At 59.6% G+C, this 17,587-nt stretch carries 9 protein-coding genes; all 9 read right to left on the reverse strand.

Features of this window, described 5'->3' with window-relative positions:
• Positions 1–2: 2 nt before the first annotated feature.
• Positions 3–2,036 (reverse strand): hypothetical protein, encoded by a 2,034-nt coding sequence (locus B0G52_RS04530; protein ID WP_094042316.1) that lies wholly within the window; start codon positions 2,034–2,036, stop codon positions 3–5.
• A gap of 30 nt (positions 2,037–2,066) precedes the next feature.
• The gene (locus B0G52_RS04535; protein WP_233162364.1) at positions 2,067–2,903 is read right to left on the reverse strand and encodes a carbohydrate ABC transporter permease; all 837 of its coding nucleotides are present in this window, start codon (positions 2,901–2,903) and stop codon (positions 2,067–2,069) included.
• A 14-nt stretch (positions 2,904–2,917) separates the two neighbouring features.
• A complete protein-coding gene (locus B0G52_RS04540; protein WP_094042317.1) occupies positions 2,918–3,805 on the reverse strand; it encodes a carbohydrate ABC transporter permease in 888 nt (295 codons plus the stop codon).
• Positions 3,806–4,072: 267 nt separating this feature from the next.
• Positions 4,073–5,428 (reverse strand): ABC transporter substrate-binding protein, encoded by a 1,356-nt coding sequence (locus tag B0G52_RS04545; RefSeq protein WP_094042318.1) that lies wholly within the window; start codon positions 5,426–5,428, stop codon positions 4,073–4,075.
• Between the two features lie 111 nt (positions 5,429–5,539).
• Positions 5,540–7,096, reverse strand: a complete 1,557-nt coding sequence (locus B0G52_RS04550) for a response regulator transcription factor (protein WP_094042319.1) — start codon at positions 7,094–7,096, stop codon at positions 5,540–5,542.
• Between the two features lie 6 nt (positions 7,097–7,102).
• Positions 7,103–8,866, reverse strand: coding sequence for a sensor histidine kinase (locus B0G52_RS04555; protein ID WP_094042320.1), 1,764 nt, complete (start codon positions 8,864–8,866; stop codon positions 7,103–7,105).
• 603 nt (positions 8,867–9,469) lie between these two features.
• Positions 9,470–11,635: a beta-galactosidase gene (locus tag B0G52_RS04560; RefSeq protein ID WP_094042321.1), complete on the reverse strand. Its 2,166-nt coding sequence runs from the start codon at positions 11,633–11,635 to the stop codon at positions 9,470–9,472.
• Between the two features lie 26 nt (positions 11,636–11,661).
• Positions 11,662–13,854: a hypothetical protein gene (locus B0G52_RS04565; protein WP_094042322.1), complete on the reverse strand. Its 2,193-nt coding sequence runs from the start codon at positions 13,852–13,854 to the stop codon at positions 11,662–11,664.
• A 95-nt stretch (positions 13,855–13,949) separates the two neighbouring features.
• A complete protein-coding gene (locus tag B0G52_RS04570; protein ID WP_094042323.1) occupies positions 13,950–17,339 on the reverse strand; it encodes a sugar-binding protein in 3,390 nt (1,129 codons plus the stop codon).
• Positions 17,340–17,587: the final 248 nt, after the last annotated feature.

Here is a 17,587-nt window from a genome sequence, read left to right on the forward strand (position 1 = left end):
TCTCATCCGCCTCTCGTCTTGGATTGTCCGGCTACGAACGCTTCCCCGAACCGTTCCCGCATTCGCAGATAACCTTCGGCGGCCGCGCCGTTGCCCCAGTCGAAGATCGTGAATTCTCCCATCGGATCGTCCGTCGGACTCGTTCTTCCGCCGTGCCCGTAGTTTTCCATCATAAAGCCGTAATCCCGTTCGTTCAGAAAAGGCCACGCCTGCTCCCATCTCGTCTTCACTGCTTCGTTCTCGGGACAGTACATGAGCGCGAACGAAGCGAGCAACGCCGCCCTCCCCCGCTCCTTGTACTCGTCCGCATCCAGTTCCATGCCGTACTGGACGATCAGCTCGGCGAACAGGCTCTGCCTGGCGTCGTTCCATTCCCCGTCCCCGTTCATGACGCCGAAGCCGCCGAGCGCCGGCACGTGAATGTACGGCGGCTGCCATACCGCCTGGGTCATCAGCATTTCGTCCAGACAGCGGCGTCCGAGTCGCAAGTACGCCTCCTTGCCCGTCGCCCGGTAACAGGCCAGCAGCGCTTCCGCCGTCCAGAACATGGAGAAATTGCACTGCTTGTACAGGTTGTTCCGCTCGATTTTGCGCCCGAGCCATTCCTGTCCCCATCGGCTGCAGGACCAGTACGTCTCGAAATCCTCCCAGCGGCCCTCCGGCACGATCTCCGCGCACACCGCATCCATCGCCCGGTACGCCGCCTCGGCGTACTCAGCCCCACCGGTAACCTCATGCAGCTTAAGCAAAAAAGTGACGGAAAGCGAAGTTTCCGGAGATTGATCAAGCACGCCGCACGGCCGGAAATCCGCCTTGTCGATCCAGCCGGGGAAAAATCCCCGCTCATCCTGCAGCTTCAGCAAGGCATCCCCATAGGCTCTTGCGTACTCTGCCAGCCGCTCGTCGCGCTCCAGTTCCTCGTGCCAGCGCAGCATCAGCAGGGCGGTCCAGCTCATGTCGAGCACGTGAAGCGGAGCCTCGCGAATGCCGAGCCCGAACGGATTGCGGTCGGAATTGCCCCAGATTAGCGTCGACCAGCCTTTGGAGCGGCTGCACGTCTGGCCGTCGACCTCGACCTGCTCCGTCTCCGTGGCCGCAACCGCCGGGAAGAAGCCTTCCGTCTGCGGAGCAGCCAGCGCCAGCTCCTTCATCAGTCTGGCACGCTCCGCGTATTCCTGCTGCCCGGTCAGCCGCGCATAGCGATACAAGCCCTGCGCCGAGCGAAGCGAGCTGAACCACGCCTGATTCCATACGGACAGCGTTTCCCTCTGACGATACGGTCCCGGATAGTTCGGACTCTGGGTCACGTTGACGATAAAAGCCGGAGCCCCGACCTCCTTGCCGTCCACCGCGAAGCTCTGCCATACTGCCGGCGCCCACTCCCGGAACGCCCACCGGTAAGCCCGCTCCACATAGACGTCCAGCCGTCCTCCATCCTGCCTCTCCAGCAACGGACGCCCCCAGCGCTCCCAACCGAACGCCAGTGCGTCCCGCCACGGATTGGCGATCCCTTCCGCGTCGTCGGAAGCCAGCACATAAAAACCGAACTCCGTACGCCCCTTCGGAAAAACGGCGCCCGGCTCGCGCACGAACAGCACGTGCTCTCTCACCGATGTACGGCACATGCCCAGCGTCAGACGGTTGTTCGAAGCGTCGAGGTCCATGTACCACCGCGGTTCTTCGCCCGCTCCCGCCAGTACGTCCAGGTCGGGGATGACCGTCAGCTTGCGCGCGCCGTCATGCACGATCAGCGCCGGAGCGCGAAACACGTGCTGATCGATGACATGAAGGTCCGTCGGCGTCAGATGAGAAGCCCAATGAAACGAAGGGGAGAAAGACGGACGCAGCTCAATCCGCCAATCGTCCTGCCGCGCCTCCTCCTCCAGCAGGAAGGCGAGGCTTACTTTGGCGACGCCCTCCCGGGGATAGGTTACTTCGATGTCGGGCCGTATTCCGCTCAGCCAATCGCAGGTCAACGACCCGATGAATTTCTTGAACGCCGAATCCAGCCAAACCAGTTCGTGAACAGGCTTCATATCCGATGCTCCTTCCGTTCTCCAGGCGGCTCAACCTTTAATTCCCGAGTTCACGATAGATTGCACGTAATATTTTTGCAGGAACAGAAACAGGATCAGGATCGGAACGGAGGCCACCGTGTCCGCGGCCAATATTTTCCCCCACTCCGTCGCCTGCAGGTTGGTGAAGGTCGCGATGGCGACCTGAAGCATCTGCTTGCTCTCGTCGTTGATGACGATCAGCGGCCACAGATAGGCGTCCCACTGCCCGAGAAACGTAATGAGCCCCATCGTAATCAGTGCCGGCACCATCGACGGGAGCACGATTTTCGCATAGATGCCAGGCCATGAAGCGCCGTCGATTTTTCCCGCCTCCAACAGCTCCCTCGGAACATCCGCGAAAAACTGCACGAGCAGGAAAATGCTGAACACCGATACCGCAGCCGGAACGATCAGCGCCCTGAAGCTGTCGATCCAGCCGAAGGCGTGCACGAGCAAATAGGTCGGAACCATCGTCACCTCTCCGGGAATGACGAGCGCGGAGAGGAATACCGCGAAGACGACGCCGCGGCCGCGGAACCTGAGCTTGGAGAACGCAAAGGCGGCCATCGAGTTGAACAGCAGCGACAGCAGCGTTACCGACACGGCGACCAGCAGCGTATTGTTGATGAATCTGCCCAGCGGCTTGCTCGAATCGCTGAACAGATCGATGAAGTTTTGCAGCGTCCATTCGACGGGGATGAACAGATGCCATTCGAGCGACACGTACTGAAACAGCTCCTGACGCGGCCTGAACGCCCCCATCACCATCCAGAAGATCGGGAGCAGCGAGATCAGGGCGACGGCGATCATGACGATCCATTTCAAGAGATGTCCTATGCGTTCCAAAGCCGATCCACTCCTCAATATTCCACGTCCGTTCTGAGCAGGCGCAGCTGCACGATGGAGATGCACATGACGATGACGAACAGAATAAACGCGGCCGCCGTTCCGTAGCCCATCTCCATTTGCTGGAAGGCGATTTTATAGATGTAGTACACGGCCGTCGTCGTCGAATCCGCCGGACCGCCGCCCGTGACGAGCGCGACCGGGACGAAAATTTTCAGAGCGTCCATCGTCGTAATGATGATGACGAACGTCAGCGTTCTTCTTAGCAGCGGCAGCGTGATTTTGACAAACTTCTGCGCTCGGGTCGCCCCGTCCACCTCCGCCGCCTCGTACAGGTCGTTCGGAATGCCGTTCAGCCCCGCCACGAAAATGATCATGAAGAAGCCCGCCGACTTCCAGACGCCGAGCAGCATAATGCCGTACAGCGCCAGATTCGGATCGGACAGGAACGACACCGGCCCCGCTCCGAAGAAGCCGAGCAGGCTGTTCAGCAGTCCGTAGTCCTGGTTGTAGATCAGCTTGAACAGCGTCGAGGCTACGCCTATGGCGATGACGACCGGCATGAAGTAGATCGTCCGGAACAGGCCGGTTACCCACGAGCTGCGATAGATCAGCAGAGCCAGCCCCAGCGCGAGCGCCGTCTGTACGGGGATGACGACGAGCGCGAAATGAAACGAATGAAGCAGACTGTTGATAAATTTGGGATCGGACAGCAGGCCGCTGTAGTTCGCCAGTCCGACGAAGACGGCTTCGGGATTGATCAGGCTGTACTCCTTGAAGCTGATCGTCAGCGCGTTCAGCATCGGGTAGAACGTGAACAGCGCCAGGCTGATCGCCGCGGGCAGCACGAACAGCCATGCCGCGCGTTCCTCCTGCTTGCCGAATGCGGAATTCATTTTCATGCTATCGCCCCTCTCCGTGTGGTGGAGGAGCTATCTCGCAAGTAAACAGAGCCGTACCAACCGATGATCGATAGATTAATTTACGGTACATCTATCTCCTTCCGATGCTATACGATCCTGAAATTTTGAATGGATAGACCCGTCGCAATGTAATTTCAGGACCGTATGAGGCAGTCTCCAGGAGATAGATGCCCTTCTTTTTTTCATCGATAATCTTGTACGCCCTTACTTATGAGACAGATCCCCCGATGCCACCCCTCCGTTAGCTCAGCGATACTTCTCCAGAGCCTTGTCGATGGCGGTGACCGCTTCCGCGACCGCTTCGTCGACATTGCGCCCGGAGACGCCGAGATCGGCGAACAGCTTGGAGATGGCTGTCGTAATGACCGGGTACGCCGGAGTGACCGGTCGCGGATGGGCGAACTTGCTGGACTGCTCGACGAAAATGTTCATGGGATACTCGGTCAGCTCGGGAATCGCGCTTGCCGTGGACAGGCGCGCGGGCAAGTTTTTCGTCTCCTGGTACCAGAACTTCGCGCCTTCGATGCCGGTTACCCAGTTGACGAACTTCCATGCGGCGTCCGGCTGCTTGGAATCCTTCGTGATCGCCATGTTCCAGCTTCCGTTCGGAGTGACCTGCTTGGCGTCCTTCCAGAGCGGCGCGATGTCCCAGTCCTCGCCCAGCTTGAAGTCCGGATGCGAGGTCGCGAAACCCGAGATCGCCCAAGGACCGTTGACGACGATGCCCAGCTTGCCGGTCTCGAAAGCTTCCGGAGGAATTTCCTTCGGCGCGACCTTGTATTCGTTGTACAGCGAGGAGAAGAAGCTCAACGCCCGCTTCGATTCGGGAGAATCGAGATAGCCCTTCACTTCGTTTCCGTCCGGGCTCAGAATCTCTCCGCCGGCCTGCCAGATGAAGGGCAGCTTGACGAACGTCGAGCCTTCCCCTTCGCCCAATCCCCAGCCCGGATCGATGCCGTACACCTTGTTGGCCGGATCGTTGATTTTTTGCGCCGCTTGCAGCACCTGCTCCCAGGTCCACGCCTGATTCGGGTCCTTGGAGGGCAGCTCGATGTCGTTCTTCTCGAACAGCTTCTTGTTGTAAAACATCCCGATGCTCGCGTCGTTAAGCGGAGCGGCGTAAATCTGATCCTTGTACGTCAAGCTCGCCAGCACGGGAGCGGCGATGTCCTCCTTGTTCCCGTCGGCTTCGAAGTATGCGTCGAGCGGGATGACCGCGCCTTGATGGGCGTAGGCGGCCAGCGTCGGACCGTCCAGGCCGATCACGTCCGGCGCGTTGCCCGCGGCCAGAGCCGTGCGGATCTTCGTTTCGTAATCGCCGTAAGGAATGACTTCCATCTTGACCGTGATATTCGGGTTGGCCGCCTCGAACGACTGGATCATTTTCTGGAGAGCCTGAACCTCGGGAGCGAAGTCGTGCCTCCAATAACGGATTTCTACTTTCTTACCGTCCCCTTTGTTTGGTTCCGCGCTTGTTCCCTGGCTTGCGCCGCCCGCTCCCGCGTTTTCCCCGCCCGACCCCTTCGTCGAACAGGCCGACAGCAGCGCGATGCCGAAGCACGCGATCAGCAGCACGATCATCATTTTTCGCAACCTGAGCATGTTATCCCGCCTTTAGACAGATTGATGACTGCGAATTCAGGATAGCACGGCGGCTGCCGGGGCTACATACAGCCGTTTTGGACGATGAGATGCAATATTTTTGGACTTCGGTCAGCATGGATCGGCGGATCGCTTGCGGTATTCGTTGGGGCCGACGCCGTAGTAGCTCTTGAACACGTTGCTGAAGTAGGCGGAGCTGGAGAAGCCTGTCAGTTCGGCAATGCTCGCCACTTTGAGCTCGCTCTCCAGCAGCAGACGCGAGGCGTGCTCCATGCGGATGCGGAGCAAATAATCGCTGAAGGTGCAGCCGGTCAGCTTGCGAAAAAGATCCGACAAATAGGCGACGTTGTAATGATACCGTTCGGCGATGGCGGACAGCGACAGCTCCTCCGCATAATGGGTCAGCATATAGCCGCGGATCGCCTCGATTGTCTCCTCCGCCCCTCCTCTGCCCCTGTGACGCTTCAAGGACGCGATCGCCTGCAGGGAGACGTCGCGGATGTTGCCGACGATCCGGTCGAGCGCCTCGCACCCCCAGGCGGAATTGATATACGGCCACAGCATCCGCTGCAGATCGAGCTCCTTCAGCCCGTGCTCGCGGACGGTTTCGTCGAGCGCCAGGCACAGCTGAATAAGGAACATGGAGAAGGACTGCACCGAGGTCTGCCTGCCCGCTTCGGAGATGGCCTCCAGCGCCCGCAAGGCTTCTCCTTCGTCGGCCTGCCCGATCGCCAGAACGAACTGCTTGAGCAAGGCGGGCTGCGGCCCTTCCTCGTTCCCCCCGCTCCCTTCGAACACCGTCTGCGACACCCGCTCCGGCCGGCTGCGGCTTAGAGCGAGCAGGCCCGCCTCCAGTCCCGCCCTCCACTCGGCCAATCCGAGCACGGGATGACCGATGCCCACCACCACCTCAAGCCGCAAGAAGCGGACGACCTTCTCCTTCAGATCAGCCGCAAACCGGGAGAGCAGAGACTCCCCTTTCTCCTCCGGAGACGCCGCGGAAGAAGCGATATAGTGAATCCGGTCCGATAGATTGACGTCCTCGAAGGCAACGATGCGACCTTCCCATTGGGAGACGACTTCCCGCGCGAGCAGCCGGTAAGCCTCCTTGAAGGAGGACCCGTACGCGCCGCCGGACAGGCGACCGGGAGGAATGCGCAGCTCCGAGGTCGCGAAGACGACGGGGCGGTCACCCTGCGACCACTCAGGCATGCCGTATGCGGCCATCATCGCCGCGGCTTCGGCGGGCAGCGGCTCCTCGCGGACGATTCTCGCCAGCATCCGCTCTCTCTCGTCATCCAGCTCCCTCTTTAATTTCAATAGAGCGGAAGCGAGCTCCGTCTTGACGACGGGTTTCAGCAAATAATCCTTGGCGCCTTTGCGAATGGCGGTCTGCACGAGCGGGAAGTCGTCGTACCCGGAGAGAACGACCGTCTTCGTCTCGGGGTAGCGAAGCGCGCACTGCTGCAGCAATTCGAGGCCGTCCATGACCGGCATGCGGATGTCCGTAATGACGATCGGCACCCTTCGGTCCGCCAGCAGGGTCAGCGCCTCGGCGCCGTTCGCCGCTTCCGACGCTACGTCGAAGCCGTATTCCCGCCAGTTCAGCTTCAGCTTCAGACCCGTTCGGATCTCGGCCGAATCGTCCACGACCATGACGTTATACATCTCGGATCACCTCTGGATTGGAATAATCATCGTAATTTCGGTGCCTTGGCCCGGAGCGCTGCGAATGTCGACGACGAATCGGGAGCCGTAGTGCATTCTTCCTCGCGCGATCACGTTGGTGAAGCCGATGCCTTTCTCGCCGATGTCCAGCGCGTCCCGCGGCACCTTCAATTCGGCCGCTGCGCGCAAGTCTCTCAGCGCCTCCTCCGGCATGCCCACTCCGTTATCCTGGACAACGATGACGAGCCCCTCCTCGGTTTCGCGGATGCGGATGGAGACGATTGCGACCTCGACGAGCCCGACGCTGTATTTGACCGCGTTCTCGATAAGCGGCTGGAGCAGCAGCTTCGGCATCCGCACCGCTTCGCTCGCGGAATCGTCGGCGATCTCGAACCGGACGCGGCTCCCGTAGCAGACCGAGAGAATGGAGGTGAAGGCGCGGATCATGCGAATCTCATCGCGCACGGAGATCAGCTCGGTATCCGTCCGCAGCGAGGAACGCAGCATCAGGCTGAGATCGCTCACGACCTGCTCGATATGCTCGCTGCGCCCTTGGGCCGCGAGGGAGGAGATGACCTCCAGCGTATTGTTCAGGAAGTGGGGGTTGATCTGCAGCAGCAGCGCCTTATACTCCGCGTTGCGCCTCCTCAGGTTTTGCGCGAATTCGGTCTCGATGTAGGTTTTCAAACGCTGCACCATCTTCAAGTAGTTGGCCGTCAGAAATCCGATCTCGTTCTGTCTGCTCCTGCCCGGCGCCATGACCGCGTTTCCCTTCAGAAAATCGCCTTCCTCGACGAACCGCATCGAACGCACCATGCGCGTGATCGGGTTGGCGATGCCCGACGAAAACCAGAACGCCAGCGACACGGCCACGACGAACAGCAGGGCGGCGACGAGAATGACGTTGTGTCTCGCCCGGGTGATTTCCAGAAACAGCTCCTTCTCCGATACCGTCCCCGCCACGATCCAGCCGGTCGTCTCCATTTGCTGATAGAAATAGATGGCGCTGCGTTCGCTGTCCCGATATACTTGCGTGCCCGGGCGCCCCTCCCAGTCCGGAGCGCGAATCCGCGCGAGCAGCGCCGGGGGAATTTCCTCCGCATGCTGATCGAGTACGGGAGCGCCCGCGGCATCGAGCAGAAACGCCTTGCCCGTCTTCCCCAGCGTCAGCCTGTCCAGCGGCTCCTGGAGCGCGGCGGTTTTCATGTTGAGCTTGAGCACCCCCGCCTCCCGCAGGTTCAGCAGGTCGGACAGCGGATAGACGAGCCCGTTCACCCGTTCGCTGTTCTGGTAGGTGCCGTTCTGCCGATCGTCGGTATGGGCGGACGACCATCGCGCGCTCTCGTTCCGGTAATCCTTGTACCACTCGCTGCCGAGGTACTCGCCCCCGTCCAAATTCCACAGGTCCCATTCCCCGTAAAACACGTTGACCGAGAACACCGCCGGGGTGTTGCTCAGCACGGCATCGAAATATTTTCTCATCTTGATGTTCAGTTGAATCGTCTCGGACGGGCTTGCCGCCTCGATTCGCGAACGAATCCAGCCCTGCGTCGCGTCGTTCCTTAAAATCTGATTGGCCGTATTCAACACCTGGGACGTCGTGCTCTCCACGAAATCGGCGTACTGGTTCATCGTCTGCACCGTCGTCGTCTCGATGGATTCTCTCAATGCGGCAGCCGCCTGATTCCAGAAAAAGTAACCCATCAGCACAAACGGAACGATGAGCAGGACGATCATGGCGATGAGCTGTGTTCGAATGGAATAGAACATCGGACTCCCCCTGTTAATACAGCGCTTACATCTATTTTAGTTGACATTGGCGGGCGGATCTTTAACAAATTAAGCGGGAAGTTTAACCCAAATTGACCGTGTTGAGATTACTCTGCTTCTTTTGCCGCTATCCCCTTCATTCAGTTCGCGCCGGACCTCTCTTATCTCTCTTATCGCTTTTCGCCCCCTTTTGCCGCTATCCCTTCCGATCAGTTCACGGTCTCGCTGCCTTCCTCTATCGCCTCTTTTGCCGCTATCCCTTTGAGTCAGTTGGAGTCGCATCAAACTGAATCATTGGGATATCCCAGCAATCTGCTGAAATCTAATTCACAGCCGTGGGGGGGATCAACTGATCAGACGGGATACCGACAAATGCAGGGAAAAGGCACTTCATATCCAGAATATGACGCAAAAACTGATTAGACGGGATACCGGCAAAAGAGGCAGAGAACGATAAGCCCCGCCGCCGGATCTCCACATTGGGCATTACACATTGGACAGGCCGAATCGCGAACGGCAAGAGGCTCCGACAAGTCCGCTTCGCTCATGCTGCGCATGGGCAAAGCGGCTGCCGAAGCCTATCTGGCCGTACAGTTTCATTCTCTAATGGCCGGCAAGCGACAGGCGGAACGCTTGAATATCACCCGGTTCGACAGCGACTCTGATCCCCGTCGTATCGCCGCTGAATTCGATGCGCGCTTCTCCGCCCTCGAACCAGGGAGCCGCTGCCGTGTATCGACCCGGAATCTCGACGATCGCCTCCGTGCGCTCTTCTCCCCAGCCGTGCACGAACAGGTGAGCGGCCTGAGCTTCGCCTCTCGCTTCCGCCGAACCGTCCGTCAACATGTCCGCGCGCACGCCGTCTCCGTTTACTTTAACGCAAGCTTCCAGCCCCAGCTTCTTCTCAAGCACTTTGCGGAAAAACGCCCTCGTCTCCGCTCCGCCATCCCGCCAATAAGCGGATGCGAGCAGCGTGCCAATCCACATCGCGCTCCCTTGCCCGTAATCCGCCAGCGTAATTGCAGGAGCATTATCCTGCACGTAGCGGGCAAGCGTCTCTACATCATGGCGAGCGACGACGTCCGACTTGTAATAAGCGCCGCCAAGCTCCTCCCCGTCACAGCTCTGCAGCGGAATGCGCCCCGCTTCGCTTACCGTCTCCTCCCGGTAGCTGTGCTCCAGATGCTGGACGGAATGAATCCATGTCTCTCGCACGCCGAACACTTCGTCGAAGCCGTAGCCGGGCACCTTGTAGCTGTGCGAACCGTTCTCGGCTTGCAGCGCCCCGAAGGAGCATTCCGATACCAGACGTCCGCCGCCCTCTATCCACGCGCGAATGACTGTGCACGTTCGCTCGTCCAGATAGAGCGGATACGGCATCCATAAGCAGCGGTAACGGGACAGAGACTCCTCCGTCAATTGGCCTCCGTGCAGAAACTCGACCTTGTAGTTGAGGTCGTGCAGCAGCTTGTGCGCGCCCTGAACCGACTCGAAGTACGTATCCAGATGGCCGTAAGCGGCAAAATTGGCGATCTGGTTCTCGGGACTGTACAGAATCGCGATCCGATCCGACGGCCGGCTCCCTCGCAGCAGCTCCTCCTTCGAGCTCTGAATCCGTTCGTTGAGCCGCTCCATATCCTTCAACCAGGGAGTGTCACTTCCGTCCAAATACGTGCTGCCCCAAGCCGGTGCCTCGTGCCCGAGCACCTCAGGCCGATATTGCCAGAACAAGTATCCCGTTATGCCGCGCGCCAGCGGAATCAGAATGTGGCGCTTTAGCTCCGACCATTCCAGCTGCTTGGGCTTCATCGCCGTATCTCCGGGAAGCGCGTGAATTTCCGAATTGATGACCTTCTTGCCTCCGGCCGCCGACAGAAGCAAATCCGCCGACCACGCCGACGATCCCAGGCTGTTGCCGAACAGGTCGCATTGCTCCGCCAGCCGAAAGTCGTCCGAACCGGACGTAATCAGGTTGAAAATCGGACCCGGAACCGTATGCACCATGACAGGATGCCGCGTATCGAGCGTCCGGACGACGGCGGCGCGCCTGCGCAGATCGTCGGTCAGCGCGTCCGACATGAACAGCCGCCAATCGACCATGTCGTTGAAGACCGCTTTGCCGCGGGGAGCCTCGATCTCTTCCCAAGAGCCGTAAGTCCGCTGCCACTTCTCGTTGAGCGCGGGCAAATCGACATACTTTCTTCGCAGCCACTCCCCGAACTCGGCCGCAGACCGGCCGCAGTAGCACACCTGATTCTCAAAAGCCAGCTCCCGCCTAATGCTGGTCGTCAGTTCAGGCTCGTTCCACAGATCCCACACCCACAGGGCGGGATGATCCTTGAACGCCTCGACCGCTGCGGTCAGGAAGCGATCTTTCTCCCGCTGCCCTTCGGGATGGTGATAACACGGGCCGGGCGCTCCGCCGATCTGCCGGCTGTTAAGCGCCCGCGGCTCCAGCCGATAGCCGTCCGCGGCAATCATGACCGAGTCGGGGTAACGTCTGTAGAACCAGGCAGGCGCCACGTCGAAAATGACGTTCAGCACGACCTTCAGCCCATTCCGCTCGGCCAGATCCATCAGTTCGCGCACATCATCGAATTCGAAGCGGTTTTCCTCCGGGTGACTGGCCCGCCATTGTATCCAATATTTCACGCAATTAAAGCCTTTGTCCGCAATTCGGCGCAAGTCCGTCTCCCACTGATCCCGATAAGGGGTCGGCGAGCGGTAATATTGAAAGCCGAATGGAATAAACGAATCGTTCTCCGTCATCTACGCTGTCTCCTTGTCTGACTGAATTAAACCTCGCTCAAGCCCCAGCCGATAAAATGAACCATTGTCGCTTCAAACCACACAGGTCCGGTAAAATCGGGAATCTCCGCCGTAATCGTCAGTTCCGGCCGGCGGGGTCTATCCGTGCCGGGATGAGGCACGTTAGCGGGGGGAACGACGATCCAGTCCCCCGCTGAAAGATCGTGGCAGTACGTCAATTCGTACAGATAAGCCGAGCCTGCCAGCGAGCCCGGCACCTCCCAGGTCGCCGAAGCGTACGAGCAAGTTAAAGATTCCCCCCTCTCCGGCAGGACGCCTTCCATCAGCACAAGCTCGTCCGCTTCAGGCGCATCCGCCCCCGCATTCGAATCCATACGCGCACCCGCACCCAAATCCACACCCTCGCTTGCACTAGCACTAGCACTCGCATTTGCATCCGCTTCTTCCACCCCGCCCCGCACGGCAGGGCGAATTGCCAGCCTATAGCCTGTCCCCGGAGGGCCGTACACCGACAGCGCCGCTGTCAGTCCGGCGACCGCCAGCTTCGGCCCCTCGAAGAACACCGGCTGCCGATTCGGAACGAAGCTCTCCGTACGCATCCACTCGTCCGTTCCTTCACCCGTTCTCCGATAGTGAACGGTCTCGTCCGACACCGCTTCCTCCCCCGACGCGATGGCCGTCAGACAGCGGACAGCCGCTTCGTAGAGGTCGGTGGAGTTGTTGTGCCCGTGACGGTAACCGATCTCGTGACGAACCGGGATGCCGTGAGCCCTCGCCCGGCGCAGCCACTCCAGTGCCGGCGCGAACGACGTAAACGGATCGTGCGTGGACGAGTTCAGCCACACCCGCGTCCCTCTTTCCTTAAGCGCATCAAGCATGCGCTCCGATTGCGGATGCAGTTCCGTTGCAATCCGCTCCTCGTCCGCCGTTCCGAACGTATTGAGCCAGTAGCGTTCGACGGCATTTCGTCCGTCTTCGTCCCGCCATCCCGGCCGCCAAGCGTGCTTGAGCCCCATATCGGAGCAGATCGCCTCCCACCGGGCGGGATACGAGACGTTGAGCAAATCGGCCGCCGGACCGTAGAGCGAGAAAGGAACTCCGTAGCACAGCGCATATTGGACCGCATACCCTTCCGCCAGCGGATTGCAGGCCGCCAGCAGCGCCGTCAGCCCGCCCCGCGAGCCCCCTACCGTGACGATGCTATGCGGATTCACGGCATATCGATCCGCAGCGAGCCGGAATAGCAGATTCAACTGCCCGAATGCGGACGGATGCTGGGTTCGCGTGCCGATCGAACCTCCGCCGTTCCAGACGATGCCGACGCTTCCTTGCCCCGTAAGCTCCATCGCTTTGCCGATCGCCTTGATCGTCGGCAAGCCGCAATGACGGTATACGTTCTCGTTCTGATCGTAATAGCCGGTGAAGAGGCACGAATAGCCGCCGGAGCGGTCTTCGGACCATCCCGGCGGCACGATAAAGCTGGCCAAGCTGCCGATTCCTTCCGCATCCCGAATCACGTGATTGTTGAACAGTTGGAACACGGGAAGACCGCTGACCGGCCCCTCGCCGTCACCGCCCGCATTGCGGAACATAACGGGGTAGCCCGTCATCTTCAGCGCCTCCGCCGACAGCAGCAGCGCCGCTTCCTCCGACACGCCGTACAGGCTGTAGACGTCGCCGATGTAGCGGTCGAAGCCGGGGGCGCGGCGAAGGGACTCCCCCGGCCTCTCGATCAATAAACCTAGACGCTCCGTATCGAACGCGTAAGGGCTTTCAGGAAGGTCATCCCTCATCTCCAACGAGGAAGTAACGATCCCCGCCCCCGGCTCGGTCCCGTCCCCTTCCCCCATCTCCACTCGCAGTTCGCCGATCGCGTCTGACGCTCCTTCTCTCGGCCCGCCTCGCCCCTCGTGCAGAGAAGCATCCCAATGCGTCGCAATCGGAAACTCGTTGCGCAGCAGCTCGGAGACGACGGCAACTGTGCCGCCGTCCCCGACTTTTACCGCAACTGTGCCCGCCTCAACGTCGAACGCATCTGCTTCTTCTATACTTACCGCCCCGTTAAGCGAACGGGCGATCGACAGCTTACCTCCGCTGCGAAGGACATAGTTCAAGATTGCCGGATGCACGGCGATATTCGCCGTCTCCTGATCGCCGTCCAAGACGGTGAACGCGCTGAGCGGAACGAGATTGTCCGGGTTGAACACAAGAGCGCGCATATTCGCAGCCTCCCTCATTATGTCTTCCCGCCCATCGTACCACCTTCGCGTTCTCCCGTTCAGACGTCAACTCTGCGAAATGGTTTGCAAAGCTGTTAATCCGGCATCAGAACGACGCTGCGGAAGAGCGTCGAATCCTTCGCCCCGCCGATGCCCGAGCCCCATTCGATATAGCCCTTGCGTCCGGCTCCGTCGTTGTCGTTGACGGCCAGCGAGAAGCTGAGCACGCCGCCCGCTTGCGCAACAATCGGAGTCAGCTCGCTCCACGGCAGCGTCAGGCTGTAGGAGGTGGTTTTGTTGACCTCGTCTCTCGTTACGGAGAGCGAAGCGGCCGTCACGCTGCCGGTTGCCGCCCCCTGCATCGTCAGCCAGCGATAGACCTGCGGCCCGCTCGGCGTCTGCGAAATGCCGTATTCGTACCAGCCCTGCGCCTCTCCCGGCAAGCCCGGAGCGATGCTGAACTGCAAGCCGTCGTTCTGGAAAATCATAAAGCCGTCCGAAGCGGAGGAATGAACGTTGTCGACGATGTCCGCCTCCAGATACAAATTGGCGGCGTCCCAGCGCAGTTCGACCTGTCCGCTCAGATCGCTCGGGCCCGTATAGCCCGTCACCAGATTGACCCCGTCCGCCAGATCGATGACCGCCGAGCCTGTCGTATCGGTTTTATGAAGCACGCGGTTGAAATCGATCGTCCGGTTGACCTGCAGCGGCTCGTAGCCGGCAATGTCCGCCGTAACCTCCACAGGATAGAGCACGCCTTCGGCAAGCCCGGTCAAGGCTGCCGTGTACGTCCATTGCGAGTGCGGGGCAATGGTCGGAATCGACGTCTCAGCACCGCTTAACGTCCCCACGCTCCAGGCGAGGTTCGAGATCGTCATGGCCGAATCGGTCGGATTGGCGAAAACAATTTTAAGCGACTTGTCGCCGGACCCGTCGTTCGCGATGGCTGGAATCAGCGAATAGTGGAAATAAGTCGGCGTAAACTCGTCATCCGGAGGAGACGGAACGGTGTTCGGATCGATGCCCGAACCGTTATACGCGCCAATGTTGGGAGCCGTCGTCGCGGAGACGGAATTGCCCCAGTAGTCCGAGCCGCCGTTGTTCGCAATGACGGTCCCCGCTCCGAGCGCAGGCGATCCGTCACGCAGCATATAGCCCGACACCGTGTTCCAGCCCGTCGCTCCGGTTCCCTGGGCGACCAGCTGCGGATTCGCCGTGATCTTGTTGGCGTCGTACGGCTCGTTCGCCGGATGGTTGCCGTAGAACAGATTGCTGTCGAACACCCCGTTAACGCCCGGCAGCTTGTAATCTCCCGAGCCGAGATTGTAGACGATATTGTTCTTGAACGAATAGTGCCCGTTCAAATCTCCGGCATCGTCCCATTCGTGATCGATGATTTTGGTTTGCAGGTTTTTGCCGATATAGAACGTGTTGTTATAGATTTCCGTTCCTTCGGTGACGCCTCCGGCAAAGGTGATCAGATGCTTGCGGTCGTTCTGGCTGATATTGTAGCGAACGATGCTGTTCTCCGAGCCGTTCTCGACGCCCGGCACATTCGGAGCATCGACAAGCAGCACGAATCCGCCTTCGTTGTCATGGCTGTAGTTGTACTGGACGATGCTGTCTTTGGAATCCATATCAAGATTAAAGCCTTGTCCGTCGCCTTCCGTGCGGCGGGTATTGAACGCTTCGTTAAATTGCACGACGTTGTTCTTGCCGCGCGTCGGCCAGATGGCCGCGGAGCCGTTGAACTGGTTCGGCTCCGAATACCAGCCGATGCCTTCGGCCACGTTGTGTTCGATCAGCGCGCCGTCCGCGCCGAATGTCAGTATGCCGTCGCTGTCCGAGCGCTTGACGGAGTTTTCGCGGATAACCGTGTTGGTCGTCGCGTATCCTGCGCCGTTCCACACCTGATCCCATACGACGATGCCGGTCCGCCCGACATCTTCCACCAAGTTGCCTTGAATGAGCACGCCGTCGAACTTGTCCGTGCCGACGCTTCCCCCGGTGTAGACCGAGATGCCGCCGAAGGCGTGCGGACCTCCGTTAAATCCGGCCACAATCGGGTATCTGAAGCTGCCCGAAACATCGTGCACGTAGTTGTCCGCAATCTCGATGCCGCTCAGCGTGCCGCCTCCGGCATTCTCGACGAAGATGCCCTGGCGGTAAGTATCTCCCCGCTCCGGAGCATAATTGGTCACCTCGAGATCGCGGATGACCCAGTACGAGGAGTTGCGCAGGTGGACCGCCGCCCCGGCCATTCCCCCTCCGTTCACGATCGGACGATCGCCCGTTCCATACGAGGCAATCGTGATCGGATTGCCGTCCGCCCCGCTTCCTTTCGGATACAGCCGCCCGTTCCAGATGCCTCCCTTCTTCAACAGAATGCGATCGCCCGGCGCGAAGATCGTGTTGTTGATATGGGCGAACGTCTTCCAGGCGGTTCCCGGAGACAGGCCGTCATTGCCGTCGTCTCCGCTCGCGGAATCGACGTAATAGTCTCCCAATCCGCCCGCGCTGCCTACCCCGCCCCAGACGTTGGATACAGTGACGGAGCCGAGCTGCATAAGCCAGTTCGCCAGATCTTCGCTCAGCTCGATTTTCAAATAGTGGATGCCTGTCGGAAGCTTGCCGACGAGACTATAGTTAGATGACGCCCAGGCGGGATCTCCGGTCGATACCGGCGTATCCTGAACGGTCAGCAGCTCCGTCCACGACGTATTGTCGGGAGAGCCGTACATCTTCAGCACGCCTGGCGAGCCGGCATACCTGTGCAGCTTGACGGAAGCGGCTTGGATGTTGTGCAGATGGTACGTAATCGATTGCGTCGTCAGGCCTGTGCGGACTTTGCGATTCGTATCCCCGCCGAAGAAGGCCGGATTCGTGGAATCGATCGTCCAGCCCGAAGTAAAGGCGTGCAGCTTGGAATTGTCCGCAAGCTCATCCGTTATCGTGACCGGAGCCGAGGACACGTTCGAGACGCTGACCGACCCGAGCTGCAGATGCCAATTCGCGCTGCCGCCGCTCAGCTCGACTCTCAGATATTGCGTTCCTGACGGCAGCGCGGCCGCCGGCGTATAGGTCGAGGACTTCCATGCCGGATCGCCGGTGGCAACAGGCGTGCTCTGCACGGTAGCTACTTCCGTCCAAGTGAGGCGATTGGCGGACCTCGATACCTTGACCGTTCCGGCAGAGGTTCCATACGCATGTGCGACAATGCTGAATTCTTGCATCTGGCTAAGCTGGTACACAACAAAAGCCGTTGCCGTGTTCGTTCTGACGGCCCTGGACGCATCGCCCCCGAAATACGACGGGTTCGTCGTGTCGAACAGCCAGTTCGCGCTGTGCGAGAACACAAGCGAACCATCCACCAGCGGATCGTTAATCGTCACCTCCGCATGCGCGAAAACTCTGGGCGCTCCCGGCGCAAGCGTAAACACCAGCAGCGCGGCCAAGATCAAGCCTAACCCTTTTCTGAACATCATCTTGTCTCCTCCTCTTCTAATTAGTTGAACCAATGAAAACGAAGTCCATTACATTTCGAAAGGGATGGCTTTGCCGGCTTCAAACAGGTTGTTTTGAGTTGCTTGGATCGATAAGAACTTCATAGGCATGCAACTCAAAGCCAAAACTCGCAGCAAAACCATTCCCTTTCTCCATTTCATTGGGCTAACTCTTCGCTGTATCTTTGGTTCAACTCTTTACAGTAAAGCGCTTTCTTTCGGTCGTGCAG

The organism is Cohnella sp. SGD-V74 (genome assembly GCF_003001675.1).
Lineage (GTDB): Bacteria > Bacillota > Bacilli > Paenibacillales > Paenibacillaceae > Cohnella.

Bases quoted from the DNA above. Each gene is read 5' to 3' on its own strand.
- B0G52_RS04550 (WP_094042319.1), bottom strand. From the start codon at position 7,096: ATGTATAACGTCATGGTCGTGGACGATTCGGCCGAGATCCGAACGGGT.
- B0G52_RS04540 (WP_094042317.1), bottom strand. From the start codon at position 3,805: ATGAAAATGAATTCCGCATTCGGCAAGCAGGAGGAACGCGCGGCATGG.
- B0G52_RS04545 (WP_094042318.1), bottom strand. From the start codon at position 5,428: ATGCTCAGGTTGCGAAAAATGATGATCGTGCTGCTGATCGCGTGCTTC.
- B0G52_RS04530 (WP_094042316.1), bottom strand. From the start codon at position 2,036: ATGAAGCCTGTTCACGAACTGGTTTGGCTGGATTCGGCGTTCAAGAAA.
- B0G52_RS04560 (WP_094042321.1), bottom strand. From the start codon at position 11,635: ATGACGGAGAACGATTCGTTTATTCCATTCGGCTTTCAATATTACCGC.
- B0G52_RS04565 (WP_094042322.1), bottom strand. From the start codon at position 13,854: ATGCGCGCTCTTGTGTTCAACCCGGACAATCTCGTTCCGCTCAGCGCG.
- B0G52_RS04570 (WP_094042323.1), bottom strand. From the start codon at position 17,339: ATGATGTTCAGAAAAGGGTTAGGCTTGATCTTGGCCGCGCTGCTGGTG.
- B0G52_RS04555 (WP_094042320.1), bottom strand. From the start codon at position 8,866: ATGTTCTATTCCATTCGAACACAGCTCATCGCCATGATCGTCCTGCTC.